This is a genomic window from Sorangium sp. So ce296 (assembly GCF_051529605.1).
GTDB lineage: Bacteria > Myxococcota_A > Polyangia > Polyangiales > Polyangiaceae > Sorangium > Sorangium cellulosum_D.
Genome location: NZ_CP150325.1, coordinates 13,083,666 through 13,099,359, shown reverse-complemented (window position 1 = coordinate 13,099,359; position 15,694 = coordinate 13,083,666). Strand labels below are relative to the sequence as shown.

The 15,694-nt window shown below is 73.1% G+C and carries 13 protein-coding genes; 6 read left to right on the top strand and 7 right to left on the bottom strand.

Features of this window, described 5'->3' with window-relative positions:
• Window positions 1–109: 109 nt before the first annotated feature.
• Complete coding sequence (locus WME98_RS48370; RefSeq protein ID WP_437948314.1) at window positions 110–685, top strand: peroxiredoxin; 576 nt, start codon at window positions 110–112, stop codon at window positions 683–685.
• On the top strand, window positions 675–1,130 hold the full coding sequence (locus WME98_RS48365; RefSeq protein ID WP_437948313.1) for a TlpA family protein disulfide reductase: 456 nt from the start codon (window positions 675–677) through the stop codon (window positions 1,128–1,130). Before WME98_RS48370 ends, WME98_RS48365 begins: the two co-directional genes overlap by 11 nt.
• Here the strand turns inward: WME98_RS48365 and WME98_RS48360 are convergent.
• Both WME98_RS48360 and WME98_RS48355 read right to left on the bottom strand, forming a co-directional pair.
• Window positions 1,108–2,379, bottom strand: a complete 1,272-nt coding sequence (locus tag WME98_RS48360; protein WP_437948312.1) for an MFS transporter — start codon at window positions 2,377–2,379, stop codon at window positions 1,108–1,110. The two genes, WME98_RS48365 and WME98_RS48360, sit on opposite strands and share 23 nt — an antisense overlap.
• Window positions 2,380–2,457: 78 nt before the next feature.
• Complete coding sequence (locus WME98_RS48355; RefSeq protein ID WP_437948311.1) at window positions 2,458–3,723, bottom strand: condensation domain-containing protein; 1,266 nt, start codon at window positions 3,721–3,723, stop codon at window positions 2,458–2,460.
• A 525-nt stretch (window positions 3,724–4,248) separates the two neighbouring features.
• Between WME98_RS48355 and WME98_RS48350 the strand changes: the two genes are divergently transcribed.
• The 4 genes from WME98_RS48350 to WME98_RS48335 all read left to right on the top strand — a co-directional run bounded on the left by WME98_RS48350 (window position 4,249) and on the right by WME98_RS48335 (window position 9,829).
• On the top strand, window positions 4,249–4,479 hold the full coding sequence (locus tag WME98_RS48350) for a hypothetical protein (protein ID WP_437321494.1): 231 nt from the start codon (window positions 4,249–4,251) through the stop codon (window positions 4,477–4,479).
• A 158-nt stretch (window positions 4,480–4,637) separates the two neighbouring features.
• Window positions 4,638–7,544: a TonB-dependent siderophore myxochelin receptor MxcH gene (gene mxcH, locus WME98_RS48345; RefSeq protein ID WP_437948310.1), complete on the top strand. Its 2,907-nt coding sequence runs from the start codon at window positions 4,638–4,640 to the stop codon at window positions 7,542–7,544.
• Between the two features lie 33 nt (window positions 7,545–7,577).
• Window positions 7,578–8,831 carry a hypothetical protein gene (locus WME98_RS48340; RefSeq protein ID WP_437948309.1) on the top strand — a complete coding sequence of 418 codons (1,254 nt, stop codon included), beginning with the start codon at window positions 7,578–7,580 and terminating at the stop codon, window positions 8,829–8,831.
• On the top strand, window positions 8,828–9,829 hold the full coding sequence (locus WME98_RS48335) for a PepSY domain-containing protein (RefSeq protein ID WP_437948308.1): 1,002 nt from the start codon (window positions 8,828–8,830) through the stop codon (window positions 9,827–9,829). The genes WME98_RS48340 and WME98_RS48335 overlap by 4 nt, the downstream gene beginning before the upstream one ends.
• A gap of 138 nt (window positions 9,830–9,967) precedes the next feature.
• On the opposite strand, the gene WME98_RS48330 is transcribed toward WME98_RS48335, so the two are convergent.
• The 5 genes from WME98_RS48330 to dhbC all read right to left on the bottom strand — a co-directional run bounded on the left by WME98_RS48330 (window position 9,968) and on the right by dhbC (window position 15,620).
• Window positions 9,968–10,744: a 2,3-dihydro-2,3-dihydroxybenzoate dehydrogenase gene (locus WME98_RS48330; protein ID WP_437954117.1), complete on the bottom strand. Its 777-nt coding sequence runs from the start codon at window positions 10,742–10,744 to the stop codon at window positions 9,968–9,970.
• Window positions 10,745–10,763: 19 nt separating this feature from the next.
• The gene (locus tag WME98_RS48325) at window positions 10,764–11,609 is read right to left on the bottom strand and encodes a siderophore-interacting protein (protein ID WP_437948307.1); all 846 of its coding nucleotides are present in this window, start codon (window positions 11,607–11,609) and stop codon (window positions 10,764–10,766) included.
• A 38-nt stretch (window positions 11,610–11,647) separates the two neighbouring features.
• Complete coding sequence (locus WME98_RS48320) at window positions 11,648–12,631, bottom strand: isochorismatase family protein (protein WP_437948306.1); 984 nt, start codon at window positions 12,629–12,631, stop codon at window positions 11,648–11,650.
• 89 nt (window positions 12,632–12,720) lie between these two features.
• A complete protein-coding gene (locus WME98_RS48315; RefSeq protein WP_437948305.1) occupies window positions 12,721–14,364 on the bottom strand; it encodes a (2,3-dihydroxybenzoyl)adenylate synthase in 1,644 nt (547 codons plus the stop codon).
• Window positions 14,364–15,620, bottom strand: coding sequence for an isochorismate synthase DhbC (dhbC, locus tag WME98_RS48310; RefSeq protein ID WP_437948304.1), 1,257 nt, complete (start codon window positions 15,618–15,620; stop codon window positions 14,364–14,366). Before dhbC ends, WME98_RS48315 begins: the two co-directional genes overlap by 1 nt.
• Between the last annotated feature and the right edge of the window lie 74 nt (window positions 15,621–15,694).

The following is a 15,694-nucleotide window of genomic DNA, read 5'->3' as shown; positions in this document are numbered from 1 at the left end:
CTCCGCGTCGATGCCGTCGATCGACGTCATCGATCGACGTCATCGATGGACGCAATTGCCAGCGCGCCGGCCGAGCGAGCTCGCGCTCGACGAGGCCCTCGGAGGAACCATGTCCGTCGCCAGAGTGGGTGAGCCCGCCCCCGAGTTCACGCTCCCCGTGTTCGATCCCGCCGCCCCGAACCGCCACGATCTCACGGTCTCGCTGTCGGATCACAGCGGCCGGTGGCTCCTCTTCTTCTTCTATCCGATGGACTTCACCTTCGTGTGTCCGACGGAGATCCTCGCCCTGGCCGATCGGCGCGCCGACTTCGATCAGCTCGGCACGAGCCTCCTCGGCTGCTCGACCGACACGACCTACACCCATCGGGCCTGGGCGATGACGCCCCGGGAGCAGAACGGCATCGCGGGCGTGAACTACCCGATCGCCGCCGACCACTCGGGCGAGGTGGCGCGCAGGTACGGCGTGCTCATCGAGGGCGTCCACGCGGCGCAGCGCGGGCTCTTCATCGTCGATCCCAAGGGCGTCCTCCAGTACGCCGTGATCCACTCGCTCAACATCGGCCGCTCGACCGACGAGACCCTCCGCGTGCTCGCGGCGCTCCAGACCGGCGGCCTGTGCCCGTCCGACTGGAAGCCGGGCAAGGACACGATCGAGATCGCGGCGGAGCAGCGCCGTGCTGCCTAGCGGCGCGCCGATGCCCTCGTTCGAGGGCGCGACGCGCTGGCTGCACGGCGAGCCCACGCCCGCCGTGCTCCAGGGCGCGCCGGTCGTCGTGCAGTTCTGGGCGGTGTCGTGCTCGCTCTGCAAGGACAACCTGCCCACCCTGCGCGCGTGGAAGGACAGATATGGGCCGCGCGGCGTCCGCTTCGTCTCGGTCCACATGCCTCGCCAGGAGTCCGACACGCGCGTCGATCGGGTGGAGGCCGTCGTGACGGAGAGCGGCATGGACGAGCCGGTCGCCATCGACAACGCGCACGCGATCGGCGACCGCTTCCAGACGGGCGGCCTCTGGCCCGCCTACTTCCTGTTCGACGGGGAGGGGAAGCTGCGGGCGCGATCCGCGGGCGCCGCAGGGCTGTCGCACCTGGAGCGCGCGCTCGCGCAGCTCACGGGCGAGGAGGGCGGCTGAGCGACCCGGCCGGCCGCGCGGGGAGCGCCGGCCCGGCGCGGCCCGCGAGGTCGAGGGCGACCTGGCGCTCGATCCAGAGCAGCAGCGGGCAGAAGACGAGCGCGCAGGCGATCGCCAGGGCGGCCACGCCGCCCATGCCGTCGAGGCGCCCGTCCGGGAGCTCGCGGAGCATCCTGGCGGACACGAACGCGGCGAGCGCGGACGCGAGGTGCTGCACCGCCGACTGCATCGACGCGAAGCGCGCCCGCTCCGAGGGGAGCGGCACCTTCGAGGCGAGCGTGCTGTACGAGATGTTGCAGATCGTCGTACCGGTCATGAAGCCGACGAACACCGCGAGCACGGGCAGCCCCGGCACGTACGCGTGGAACCCGGCGTAGAGGACGGCCACGAGCAGCGCCGCGCCGGAGAGGCTCGTGCGGAACGCGCCGAGCCGGTCGAGCAGCGGGCCCGCCGTGCGCATCACGACGAAGCTGAGCGCGCCGCCCGCGAGGTAGAGCAGGCCGAGCCGCTCGCGCGGGTAGCCGAGGTTGTTCTGCACGTAGGCCGAGATGTTCGGGATGATCAGGAACGACGCCATCATCAGGGCCGTGGTCGCCAGGTACGAGCGCGCGACGAGCGGGCGGCCGAGCAAGGCGCGGAGCTCGCGGAGGGCGCTCCCCGGCGCCGCCGCGCCGCCGATGTGGCCGCGCATCGAGGGCAAGAGCGCGGTCGCGAGCCCCGCGACGAGGACCCCGAGCCCGGCGACCGCGAAGAAGGGCACCTGGAAGCCGCCGCGCCGCGCGAGCTCGAGCCCGGCCGGCACGCCGAACACGGCGGCGAACGAGTAGGCGCCCATCACGACGCCCATGGCCTTGCCGCGCCGCTCGGGCGGGATGACGTCGGCGACGATCGACAGGGAGATCGCCGCCGCGGGCCCCCCGAAGGCGCCGGCGAGGACGCGCGCCGCGAGCAGGGTCGAGAGCCCGGTGGCGAGGCCGCCCGCGGCCGTGGCGACGACGAGGCCGAGCATCGCGACCGCGAGCGCGCTGCGCCGGTCGAACCGGTCGAGGAAGAACGCGCCGGCGACGCCCGAGAGCGCCGCGGCCGCGGTGTAGCTGCCGCCGACGAGGCCGAGATCGGACAGCGGGATGCCGAGCGCCGCGGCGAGGTCCGGCCCGAGCGGCATGACCATCATGACGTCGAGGAGGTTGACGAACTGGACCGCCGCGACGAGGAGCAGGATCGTCCGTTCGGAGCGCGCGCTAGCCATGATCGCCTCGCGCCCGGCCCTGGGCCGCCTCCCGTGTCGCGGCGGCGCCCCGGCCCCCGCGCGGTCCCTTTGCAGCGCTCATGACGCCAGCGTGGCCGCCGCGGGCGCGTCGCAGCCCGCGTCCAGCGCCGCCACGAACGCGTGCTGGTGCCGCTCGAGGGTGGCCCGATCGTAGAGCGACGGGTGCCCGTCGAGCGTGAAGTGGATGTCGTCTCCCCAGCTCGAGAAAGCGAAGGAGAGGTCTTCCACCGGGCCGGAAGCGACGTTGGTCACGGTCGCCCTGAGCTCGGGGCCGAAGTCGAGCGGCGCGCTGAACGGGATGACGTTCACCTCGGGGCCGAACAGGCGCTTGTGATCCATGTCGCGCCATAGGTGCAGGTAATGGTACCGCTGGTGGGCGCGCAGGCCGTCGAAGGCGCGCCGCGCGCGCTGCGCGAGCTCCGGGAGGGCGGCGTCCGGATCGACGCGGACCCGGACGGGGATCATGTTCATGGCCATGCACGGCACGTTGAGCGCGGCGCTGCCCATCCGCTGCATCACCGGCACGCCGAGGAGCACGTCGCGCTCCCCGGTCAGGCGCGCGTGGAACGCCGCCACCATGCCGAAGAGCAGGTTGGGCCAGCTGGTCTTGAGCTCGATCGCCCGCCTCTTGAGCTTCGCGCCGAGCCGCGCGGGCAGCGCCGTGCTCGCGCGGTTCCCCCGCAGTAGGCCCAGCTCCTCGAACAGCACCGGCGGCAGATCGAGCCCGTCGTAAACGCGCATGAGCGCCTCGCGGTCCCGCGCGACCTGCGCGGAGCCCTGGTAGGCGACGTCCTCGGCGATCACCGGGGCGAACCCGGCGAACCGCGGGGAGAGCGGCCCGCCGCCCCCGAGCGCGCGGTAGTGCTCGGCGACCCGGCTCTTGCAGAGCTGGAAGCCGTAGCCGTCGAGGGTGATGTGGTGCGCGCGGAAAACCCAGAGGTGGTGATCGGGCGAGAGCCGGTAAATGGTCTGGTCGTAGAGCCGCCCCTCCTCGAGCGAAAAGGGCGCGTCGAGCCGCTCCAGGATCTCCCTGTCGGCCGCGCGCCGCGGGTCCTCCGCGCCGGTCAGATCGCGCAGCGCGACGGGGGGCTGCGCCGCCTCCCCGAGGCGCTGGCGGGGCTCGCCGTCCTGCTCGAAGAAGCGGATGTGCAGGGCCTCCGCCTCGCCCTGCATGGCGATGAGCGCCTGCCTGAGCCGATCGAGGTCGAGCGGCCCGCGCAGCTCGACGCGCTCCGCCGTGTTGTTGACGGTGCTCTGCGGATCCCTCTTGTGGTCGAGCCACATGGCCGCTTGCGCTTGGGTGAGGGGGTGACTGACGCTCATGGATTCAGGACCTCAGGACGCGGCTTCCACGAAGCGCGCGTGGCTCGTCGTTGTTGTCTTCACTCCGCCGCCGCGCGCCGCCGCCCCTCGCGGGGGCAGCGCGCGGCCTGCGCGCTCGCACGAGGGCCCGAGACGGCGCGCACCGGGCGACAGGGCTGACCGACGTGGCCTCGCCGCCCCGGAGACCGGTCCCGGCGCGCTCGCCCCGGAGCGGTGAACCGGCACTCGGTGGAACACTCGAACATGAAAGTGAAAGCTGCTTTCAATTAGCTAGAGGATCGGGTAGATCCCGTCAAGCGGATTCGCTCGGAGCGGCGCATGGGCCGATTTTCGCGGGATCGCCGTGCGCCGGCCCGGGCGGGCCGCCCTCGGTGGGCGACCCAGGCCTCCAGGCGCCGCTTCCGCTGCGAGCGATTTTCGATTGACGAGCTGCCAAATTCCATGGTAGACGCTCGATTCGATTAAGTTGAAAGTCACTTTCATTATCATTTCTCGGATCGTCGTGGACGGGAAAGAGGGCCAGGGATGAACGACCTGACGCTGAAACGGGAGGCTCCGTCCGGCGGCCGGTGCGAGCGCTGCGGCGTCGCCGGCCATGGGGGGACCGACGCCGTGCGCTGCGACTGCGGCAGCATGCTCGCGCGGCACGTGGCCGGCGGCATCGAGCTGAAGTGCCGGCGATGCAAGCGCGTCGTGGTCATCCCGATCGCGCCGGCGGGGGACGACGCGACGGCCGAGACCGAGGTCGAGCTCTGACCCATGCACGCCCGCAGCAGCGCCGAGATGCGAGCGCCGATCGCGGCCCCGCGGGCGAGCGCCGGGTCGACCCGGAGGCGGAACGCCGAGGGCGGCGCGGCGCACGGCCGTCCGGCGCGGTGGCCGGCGGCGATGCGGCGCGCCGGGATGGAGAGGTGATGACCGGCGGACGCGCCTCCCGCCGCGGCGGGACGTTCTGGATCCTGGCCCTGCTCCTCTGCGGCGCGCGCGCCGCCTCCGCGCAGGAGGCGCGGCCGCGCGCCGAGGCGCCGCCGAGCGGGGAAGCGTGCGCCGAGGCGCCGCCGAGCGGGGAAGCGCGCGCCGAGGCGCCGCCGAGCGGGGAGGAGCGCGAGCGCGGCGCGGCGCCGGAGGGCGAGGCGGGGCGCGGGGCGCGGGGCGACGGCGCGGCGCTCGAGGCGCGCGCGCCCGAGCTCATCGAGCCCGTGGAGGCCGCGTATCCGGAGGAGGCGCGCGCGGCGGGCAAGGAGGCGAGCGTCGTCCTGAAGCTGACGATCGACGCGGCGGGGCGCGTCACGCAGGCGGACGTCGCGTCGCCCGCGGGTCACGGGTTCGACGAGGCCGCGCAGGAGGCGGCGCTGCGGTTCCGCTTCCGGCCCGCCCTGCGAGGCGGCCGGAGCGTCGCGGCGCGCATCCTCTATCGCTACGACTTCCGGCTGCCCGCGCCGCCCGCCGCGGCTGCGCCGATCGCATCGCCGCCCGCGGCGGCGATGGCGGCGCCAGCGACGTCGGCGGCAGCCACGCCCGCCGCCGCGAGCGTGGCCGGGCGGGTCCTCTGGTCAGGGCCCGGCGCCGAGCCCGTGGCCGGCGTCGAGGTCGCGGTGGCGTCGCCGGACGGCGCCGCGCGCCAGGTCGCGCGGACCGACGAGCACGGCCGCTTCCGGGTCGACGCGCTGGCGCCGGGCCCGTACGACGTCATCGCCGAGGTCGCGTTCGCGCAGCGGCTCCGCGTGCGCGTCGAGGCCGCCGGCGGGCGGGAGGCGGAGGCGACGCTGCGCCTCGTGCCCCTGGCCGCGGCCCCGCCGCTCGAGGTGAGCGTGCGCGGCGCCTCGGAGGCCGAGCGGCTGCGCCGATCCGCGGAGGCCGTGCAGGTCGTCGAGACCGCGCAGGCGCGGCGGCAGTCCGCGGACCTCGGCGAGGTGCTCGCCCGCTCCGAGGGCGTGAGCGTGCGCCGCGGCGGCGGGCTCGGCTCCGCCGCCCGCTTCTCGCTGAACGGCCTCACCGGCGACCAGATCCGCTTCTTCCTCGACGGCGTGCCGCTCGCGCTGGCGGGCTACTCGGCGGGGATCGCCAGCGTCCCGGTCAACCTCGTCGAGCGGGTCGAGATCTACCGCGGCGTCGTGCCCGTGCGCTTCGGCGCGGACGCGCTCGGCGGCGCGGTGAACCTCGTGACCGATCGCGAGACCCGCGGGACGGGCGGCTCGGCGTCCTACCAGGTCGGCTCCTTCGGCACGTACCGGGCGACCCTGAGCGCGCGCCACGCCGACGAGCCGAGCGGGCTGTTCGCGCGCGCGAGCGCCTTCGCCGACCACGCGCGGAACGACTACCCGATGAAGGACGTCGAGGTGGTCGACGCCAGCGGGCGCCTCTCGCGCGCCGAGGTCCGCCGGTTCCACGACCGTTACCGCGCGGCCGGCGGCTCGATCGAGGGCGGGTGGCTCCGGCGGCCCTGGGCGGATCGGCTGCTCCTGCGGGCCTTCTACACCGCGCACGACCGCGACGTGCAGCACAACCTGTACATGACGGTGCCCTACGGCGAGGTCACCTACGGCAGGCAGTCCGGCGGCGGTCACGCGCGGTATGCGCAGCCGCTCTCGAGGGAGCTCCGGCTCGACGCCGTGGCGGGATATGCGCTCGCGCGCACCGTCTTCCGCGATCTCGGGACGTGCCGTTACGACTGGCGAGGTCACTGCGTGGCGAAGCTCCCGCAGCGCGGGGAGATGGGCCGCGCGGCCGATCAGGCCGTCCTCCAGCACTCGGCGTTCGCCACCGTGAGCCTGGCCTACCGCGCCGCTCCCGATCACCTCCTGCGCTTCGGGGTGTCGCCGACCTACGCGACCCGCACCGGGAAGAACAGCGCGATCCGCGACCGGTACGATCCGCTCACCGCGCGGCGGGGGCTGCTCGGCGGCGTGGCAGGCGTCGAGTACGAGGCGAAGGGGCTCGAGGGCCGGCTCGCGAACATCGCCTTCCTCAAGGGCTATGCGCAGGTGATCGGCACCAAGGAGGAGCTCCCGAACGGCGTCCTCCGCGATCTCGACCTGACGCGCCAACGGCTCGGGCTCGGCGACAGCCTGCGCTTCCGCTTCACGGACGCGCTCTACGCGAAGGCCTCGTACGAGCTGGCCACCCGGCTGCCCAGCGCGGAGGAGCTGTTCGGCGACGGCGGCGTCATCACCGACAGCCTGCACCTCGCGCCGGAGGTGAGCCACAACGTGAACGCCGGCGTGACGCTGGAGCGCGCGGAGATCGGCTTCGGAGAGCTCCGCGTCGACGTGAACGGCTTCGGCCGCTTCGCCGAGGATCTCATCCGGTTGGGCGGAGAGGTCAGCTACGCCAAGTACGAGAACTTCCCGTCGGCCCGGTCCGTGGGCTTCGAATCGTCGATCGGGTGGACGTCGCCGGGCGATTTCGTGGCCCTCGACGGCCAGCTCACGTGGCAGGACTTCCGTAACACCACCGGCACAGGACCGCTCGCCCGCTTCAAGGGCGATCGCATGCTCAACCAGCCTTACCTGTTCGCCGACGTCTCCGCGCGCCTCACGTGGCCCGAGCCGTTCCACCCGCACGACGCGCTGTCGCTGACCTGGAGCACGCGTTACGTCGGCGAGTTCTTGCTCGGCTGGCAGAGCGCCGGGGACGAGAAGCACGCCGTCGAGCCGCAGCTCCTGCACGCGCTCACGCTCGCCTACGCGGTGCAGCGCGGGGGACGATCGGTGAGCGGCAGCCTCGAGGTCCACAACCTCACAGACGAAAAGGCCTTTGATTTCTTCGGTGTACAGCGTCCCGGTCGAGCGGCTTACGCCAAGCTCGTCCTCGACCTGTGACCACGTGATCGATCGAACCAAGGAGTGTTTTCCATGTCGCGTTCTCTGCGCCTGCTCACGCCGCTCTTGTTCACCCTGATCGTCCCTTGCCTCGCCGCGTGCGGCGACGATGAGAGCGACGGTGTCGGCGGCAACGGGGGTGACAGCGGCACCGGGGGCGAGGGCGGCGCCACGGGGGAGGTCATCGCGCTCACGACGCAGGTGTTCGGGGTCGAGGCGGCCGACACGCTGAGCTATATCCTCCTGACCGATACGCTCGACAGCGATCAGCCGCTGTCGCTCGACAGCGGCACCGAGATCCTGGGGCGCGGCATCGGCGCGGGCCCCGACGGCGGGGGCGCCCTGTTCGTGGCGAGCGACGCCGGGCCGACCGTGACCCGTTATGACCTCCAGGCGAACGGCAGCCTGAAGAAGGGCGCCACGGTGAGCTTCCAGGGCCAGGGGCTCGCGAAGATCGACGAGTACGGCGGGCAGTTCCAGTTCGTGTCGGAGACCAAGGCGTACTTCTTCGACGGGTACACCGCGCAGGTGGTGATCTGGAATCCGAAGGAGATGACGGTCACCGGCGCCATCCCGCTCGACGCGCTCGTGCTCGGGGACGCGACGCTGACGTTCACGGCCGCGCCCCTGCGCGTGGACGGCGCGGTGATCTCCTTCGCCGGCTGGAGGAACGGCCCCGAGGTGCCGAGCCAGGCCGGGATCGTCGTCGTGGACACGGCGACGGACGAGGCGACCGTGGTCACCGACGATCGGTGCGGCTACGTGCGCGACGGCGCGGTGGGGCCCGACGGCAAGATCTACATGGCCACCGAGGCGTACGGCGCCGCGGTGCACCGGCTCAACCCCGACAGCGCGGCGGCGCCGTGCATGCTGCGGTTCGACCTCGAGGCCGGGCAGTTCGACCCCGACTTCCACGTCGAGCTCGGCTCGCTGTTCGACGGCGACGCGGCCGGCTCGCTGATCGTCGGCTCCGGCGGCGAGGCGTACCTGCGCGTGCTCGACGAGGGCGCGTTCGCGATCAAGGAGGACACTCACCCGCGGGTGCTCGCGAGCGCCGCGGCGTGGCGGTGGGCCAGCGTCACCCTCGGCGACGCCCCGGAGGCCACGCTGCTCGACGCCGAGCCCACGAGCGGCAGCGTCGTGAGCGTGTCGCTCGGCGGCAAGAGCTTCGTGCTCCAGTTCCTCGGCCAGGACTCCACCACCTTCCGCGAGCTCGGCGGGAACGGCCCCGGCGAGGTGAGCCTGACCGCGCCCGGCGTCGTGTTCTCGGCCGCGAAGCTGCGATGATGCTGGCGCCCGATCGCGAAGGTGCGACGAGCGACGGCCCCGCGCGGGAGCCCAGCGCCCCGCAGGGCCGCCGCCCGCGGCCGCGGTACGGCGCCGCCATGAAGGTCGTGCGGCGCGCGCACATGTACCTCGGGCTGCTCGTGTTTCCCTGGATCCTGCTGTTCGGGATCAGCGGCGTGCTGTTCAACCACCCGCAGATCGGGCGCGACTTCGAGCGGCGGTCGATCTCGGCCGAGCAGGTGTCGTCGCTCACCGGGTTCACGCCGTGGGATCCCGACGCCGTGGCGCGCAAGGTCGTCGAGCAGCTCAACGCCGGCTCTCCGTCCCGCTACACGCTCGACGCGTCGACCCCCGGCGCGTTCTCGGGCTGGCCCGAGCTCATCGGCTCGACCAGCGAGGGGGGGCGCACCATGGTGCTCATCCGCCTGGACGACGGCGCCGCGACGCTCTCCACGTTCCCGCCCGAGCCCGCGAAGGCCCCCGAGCCTCCCTTCGCCGGCGCGACGGTCGAGCTGCCCGAGCACCGGATGGCGGCCGTGGAGGCGCAGGTGAAGGATCTCCTGCCCAAGCTGGGCATCGACGGCGCGGGGCCGCTGCGCGCCCACCCGAAGGTCAGCCCCGAGCTGCGCTTTCGCATGCGCGACGCGGAAGGCCGCCTGTGGAACGTCACGTACGACCTCGGCGCGGGCCGCCTCGACGGGCGGCTCGACGGCGGCGCCGGACAGCCGCTCTTCGTGGAGCTGCTCGGGATGCTCCACAAGACACATCATTTCCCGGTTCACGGCGGCATGACCTGGATCTGGGCGCTGTTCGCGGACATCACCGGGATCACCCTGGTCCTCTGGGCGCTGACCGGCCTGGCGATGTGGTGGCAGATGAAGCCGTCCCGGGTCGTCGGCGCGGTCGCCGTCGCGGTCGCCATCGCCGTGGCCGCCGTGGTGATGAGCGGCACGGCGTCGGACATCGTGTTCGGCAAGATCGAGAAGGGCGGGGCGTAAGCGCTGGAGCGTGAAGCTGCCTGTACAGCGCAGAACGTGAAACCGCCGAGACGCCAAGGACGCCAAGAGGGGATTCGCTCCTTGGCGTTCTTGGCGTCTCGGCGGTTCGTTTTTCGCCGGATCGACGTGCTCGGCGCGCTACGCGCCGAGCGTGGCGCCGCCGTCGACGCAGAGGTCGTGCATCGTGATGTGCCGCGCCTGATCCGAGGCGAGGAACAGCACCGCCGCGGCGACGTCCTCGGTCTCGGCGATCCGGTTCAGCGGGATGCCCAGCTTGAACGCCTCGGGGGAGCCGGCGATGACCGCGCGCGCCCCGCGCCCGTCGGTCCATAGCGCGCGCTGCATCGGCGTGTCCGTCGAGCCCGGGGAGACCACGTTGCACCGGATGTTGTATCTCGCGAGCTCCAGGCCGAGGCACTTCGTGAACATGGTCGTGGCCGCCTTCGAGGCGGCATAAGCGGCCATGTGCACCCGCGGGGTCCGTGCGGCGTTGGACCCGACCGTCACGATCGCCCCCGAAGCGCGCCCCATCATGCGCCGCGCCACGGCCCGGCTCACGTTGACCACGCCCCGGGTGTTGACCGCGAAGGTCCGCTCCCAGTCGTCGTCGCTCAGCTCCAGGACCGGGCCGACGCGCAGGATGCCCGCCACGTTGACAAGGATGTCCAGCGGCCCGAGCTCCCGCTCGACCCGGTCCACGATCCTGTCGACGGCCTCGCCGTCCGACACATCCGCCGGGAACGCCGCGGCGCGGCGGCCGCCCGCCGTCAGATCGGCGACCACGGCGGCGAGGCGCTCCGGGTTCGCGTCGAGCGCCGCCACGGCCGCGCCGCGCGCCGCGAGCGCCCGCGCGACGGCCTCGCCGATCCCCTGGGCGGCGCCCGTGACGAGCGCGACCTTGTGCTTGAAGTCCATCTCCATCTCCCGCTCTCCGTCAGGTGGGGTCGAGCTCATCCATGAACCGATGGCGCTCCTCGTGATACGCCTCCTCGGCGCGATCGGCCTTCCAGTACGGCACGGCGTACATCGCGTCGCGCCCGAGGCCGCGCTCGTTCCGCAGGTGGTCGCGGATCGCGCGGACCGACGACGCCTCGCCGGCGACCCAGGCGAAGGCCCGGCCCGGCGGCCACTCGAGGGCGCGCACCGTGTCCTCCAGCTCGGGGCCGGGCGCGTGCTTTCCGCCGAGCGGTAACCAGGTCAGCGCGACGGCCGGCGGACACGCGATCGGCTGCACGTCGGCCGCGTCCGGGACCGCGATGAAGGCGTGTCCGCGCGCCGTCGCCGGCAGGGCCTCCAGCAGCGCGCCGATCGCCGGCAGCGCGGCGAGATCGCCGGCCAGGAGGTACCAGTCGGCGGGCCCCAGCATCGGATCCGGGCCGCTGGGCCCGGCGACGCCGACCCGGCCGCCCGGCTCGACCCGGCGGGCCCAGCGCGACGCGGGGCCGTCGTCCCCGTGCAGCACGAAGTCGACCTCCAGCTCGCCCGCCCGCGCGTCGTACCGGCGCACCGAGTACGTGCGCGTGATCGGCCGCCGCGGCGCGGGAGGCCAGACCGGGCCGTCCGGACCGAGCGTGGGCAGCTCCGGCGCCGATTGGCCGTCCCGCGGGAGGAACACCTTGATGTGCGCGCCGCCGGAGCCCGCGGGGAACCCCGCGAGCGCCTCGCCGCCGAGGGTGATCCGCCGCAGATGAGGCGTGATCGAGGTCGCGCGCAGCACCTCGAGGAGACGCGGCGGCGTGCGCGCCGCCGCCCCTTGCGGGGGAGTCGCGGTGTGGCTCATGGTGAGTCCGGGCTCGTCGACGCGCGGTGACGCGGGCGTCAGCCGGCGGCCTCCTGGCTGAGCGCCTCCCCGCCCTGCCGGTGGGCGTGCCGGCTCTCGCGCGGCAGCCGGGTCGACAGGAGCTCCCACCACTGCGCCAGCGTCTCTAGCTCGCCGAGCTCCACGAACGTCACGTCGAGCCCCGCGGCGCGCCATCGCTCGACGAGCGTCATGAGACGGATGGAGTCGAGCCCCAGGTCGAGCACGTGCTCGCGATCCGAGAGCGCCGAGGCGGGCTGATCGAGGATCTCGGCGACGTCGCCGCGCAGGCGATCGAGCCAGGCCGCCCGGCCCTGCGCCCGCCCGAGCGGCGCCGCCTCGCGCGGCGCGGCGCCCGCGTCGTCCCGGGGCGCGAGCGCGGCCACGACGGCGCTGGTCGGCAGCGCGACGCCGCACCGCTGCGCCACGTAGGCGATGGCCATCTCGTGCTGCGCCCGGGAGAAATCGGCGGTCGCGTCGGTCACGAAGAACGGCTGGATGTCGTTCATGAACGCCTCGCACGCGGTCATCAGGCACCCGATATGGGCGTAGATCCCGCACACGATCAGCTGATCGCGCCCCCACCGGCGCAGGAGGTCGAGGAGCTCGGTGCGCTGGAAGGCGCTGTAACGCCACTTGGTGAGGACCGTATCCGCGCTCCCCGGCGCGAGATCGCTCACGATCGCCTCCTTGTGCGGGTGCTGCGTCAGCCCGGGCCCCCAGAGATCGAGCAGCAGGCCGCGCTGCGCCCTCGTCTGCTCGGCGGGCTGCTTCGTGTAGACGACCGGGATCCCGCTCGCCGCGCACCGCTCGCGGAGCAGGCGGGTGTTGGCCAGCAGCTCGACGACCGGCGACGCCTTGGCGTCGTAGTAGCCGAGAAAGTAGTCCTGCATGTCGTGGATCAAGAGGACCGCGCGCCTCGGATCCGGCCGCCAGGGCACCCGGCTCTCCGGGAGCTCGTCGACGCGCGGCATGGAATAGGTCTGGATGCTGGGGATGGCCATGGTTGTTCCTCTCTCACGTGGTCACAGCGTTTCATCTCGGCGGCTCGAGCGACGCGCCGTCGCCCCGCCGCCCCGGCCCGCGCCGCGCTTCAGCGCACGGCGCCCTGCGCGAGCCGATCGGCGATCCACTTGCGGAGCGCCTTCTTGTCCACCTTGCCGACGCTCGTCGTCGGGAGCGTGTCGAGCCACTCGATGCGATCGGGCACCTTGTACGGAGCGACCCCGCGCTCGCGCAGGAAGGCGTTGATCTCGCGCGCGGCCGGCGGCTGCCCGCGAGGCACGAGGAACGCGCACGACCGCTCGCCGAGCCGCTCGTCCGGCATGGCCACGAGCGCCGCGTCGCGCACCGCCGGGTGGGCGAGGACGTGGTTCTCGACCTCCTCGGCCGCGATCTTCTCGCCGCCGCGGTTGATCTGGTCCTTTGCGCGGCCCTCGACGACCAGGTAGCCCGACGGCGTGCGCCGCACGAGATCGCCCGTGCGGTAGAAGCCGTCGCGCGTGAACGCCTTCGCGTTGTGCGCGTCTGCCTTGTAATAGCCGCGGATCGTGTAAGGCCCGCGCGTGAGCAGGTGACCGACCTGCCCGTCCCCGACGTCGCGGTCCTCGTCGTCCACGACGCGGACCTCGTCGTGGGGCGAGATGGGCCGGCCCTGGGTCTCACTCGTGATCTCCTCGGGATCGTCGAGGCGGGTATAGTTGACAAGCCCCTCGGCCATCCCGAACACCTGTTGCAGGGCGCAGCCCAGCGTCGGCCGCACCCGGCGCGCCACCTCCGCGGCGAGCTTGGCGCCGCCCACCTGGAGCACCTTCAGGCTCGACAGGTCGTGCCGCGCCGCCCGGGCCGACTCCAGCCACAGCGCGGCGAGCGGCGGCACGAGCGCGGTGATCGTGACCTTCTCCCGCTCGATCCACGGGAACGCCTCGTCCGGGCTGGGACGGCGGCTGAGCACCACGCGGCCGCCGGCGCAGAGCGCGCCGAGGCTCCCCGGCGAGCTCAGGGTGAAATTGTGCGCGACGGGCAGGACGGCCAGGTACACGCTGCCCGCGTCGAGCGCGCAGATCTCCGCGCTGGCCCGCACGCTGTAGAGATAATCGTCGTGCGTCCGCGGGATCAGCTTGGGCACTCCGGTGCTCCCGCCGGACAGCTGGAAGAAGGCCACGTCGCCCGCCGCGGGGCTCGGCAGCTCCACGGGCTCGGCGTACACGCCCTCGAGCGCGGTGTGCTCGCCGGGCTGGCCGGCCACGAGGACGTGCTTCAAGGTCTTCACGTCCCGCCGGACCTGACTCGCCAGCTCCCGGTAATCGAACCCGCCGTCCCGGTCGGCGATGACGTAGGCGACCGCCTCCGTGTGCTCGCAGAAATACGTGATCTCGGCGCGCCGGTGGGCGGGCAGGGCGAGGACGGGGAGGGCGCCGAGGCGGAACAGCGCAAAGCACACCTCGAAGAACTCCACGATGTTCGGGAGCTGGACCACCACGCGATCCCGCGGCTGGATCCCGAGGCGCAGGAGGCCCGCGGCGAGGCGGTCGGCGCGCCGATCGAGCTCACCGTAGCTCAGCCGGCGATCGTCGCCGACGAGGGCGATCCGATGCGGGTGCCGCGCGGCCCGCTCGCGGAGCAGGTCCCCGAACGTCTCGCCGCGCCAGTAGCCTTCGCGCCGGTAGAGCTCGGCCACCTCGGGCGGCCAAGGGGTCCAGCCGGAGAGCGCCTGTCGGCCTTCGTCCGCGGGCATCACCCGATCTCCGGCGCCTGGTCGAGGCCGAGCGCGTTGAGCATCGTGCGGAGCTTGGCGGACGTCTCGTCGAGCTCGCGCTGGCCTTCGGAGCCGACGACGATCCCGGCCCCGGCGTAGAGCCGGAGCGCCCGCCCGGCGACGTCGGCGCAGCGGATGACGACGGCCCACTCGCCGTCTCCGGCGGCGTCGCACCAGCCCACGAGGCCCGTGAAGAACCCGCGATCGAAGGGCTCGAGCGCCTCGATGGCGGCGCGGGCGCGCTCGGTGGGGTATCCGCACACCGCGGGGGTCGGGTGCAGCGCGGCGGCGAGCCTCATCGAGGAGATCGAGAGATCGCGGAGCTCGCCCGTGAGCCGGCTGGACAGGTGCCACAGGTTCGCCGTCTGCGTGAGCGACGGCTCCTCGGGGACGCTCAGGTGCCTGCAGAACGGCCGGAGCGCGGCGGCGACAGCGTCGACCACGATCGCGTGCTCGTGCCGGTCCTTCTCGGACGCGAGCAGGGCGATGGCGCGCCGCCGGTCCTCGTCCGGATCCGGGCTGCGGATCGCGGAGCCGGCCAGCGGGTTGGCGACCACCCGGAGCCCGGAGCGGGACAGGAGCAGCTCGGGGCTCGCGCCGATCAGCGTCCGCGGCCGCGAGCTCGGGCCGCGCTCCGAGCCGGACAGGCCCGCCATCGGATCGGAGAGGTTGGCGGCGAAGGTGTAGCCGCTCCGGTTCTGCTGCGAGAGGCGCTGCAGGACGGCGCGGAGGTCGACCGCCTCTCGCAACGTCATCTCCAGCATCCTGGAGAGGACCACCTTGCTCAGCGCCTCGTTGCGCATCAGGCCCACGGCCAGCTCGACGCCGCGCACGTAATCGCGGGGCTCGGGGACCTTCCGCAGCGTCTGGAGGGAAGCCTGCGGCTGGGGTCTGAGCGCGTCGGCCGCGGAGCTCAGCGGCCCGGCGCTCTGGATCGTCTTCGGCACGATGAGGTGCGCGGGCGAGGTGCTGTTGAACGGCACCGCGCCGACCGCCATGGGGACGCCGTGGCCCGCCCGCCCCTGCGCCGCGAGCACCCGGGTGATGCGGTCCGAGAGGCGCTCGCCGCGGTCGGTGCCGATCGTCTCGAGGATCATGTCGTGCACGCCCTGCGCGAGGAGCGTGCGCGTCGGCGACGCGAAGAAGAACGCCGATTCGGGGGTGTATTGCTTGAGGATCTGCCCGGCGTTCGACAAGGGATGAGCGACGGCAGCCGGCATCGAGAAGGAATTCATCGAACACTCCTTGAAAGGTGTGGAATCGGGGGCACCCGCGGCGCGGCGCTCGGGCCGGAGAGCGGCGATGTCAC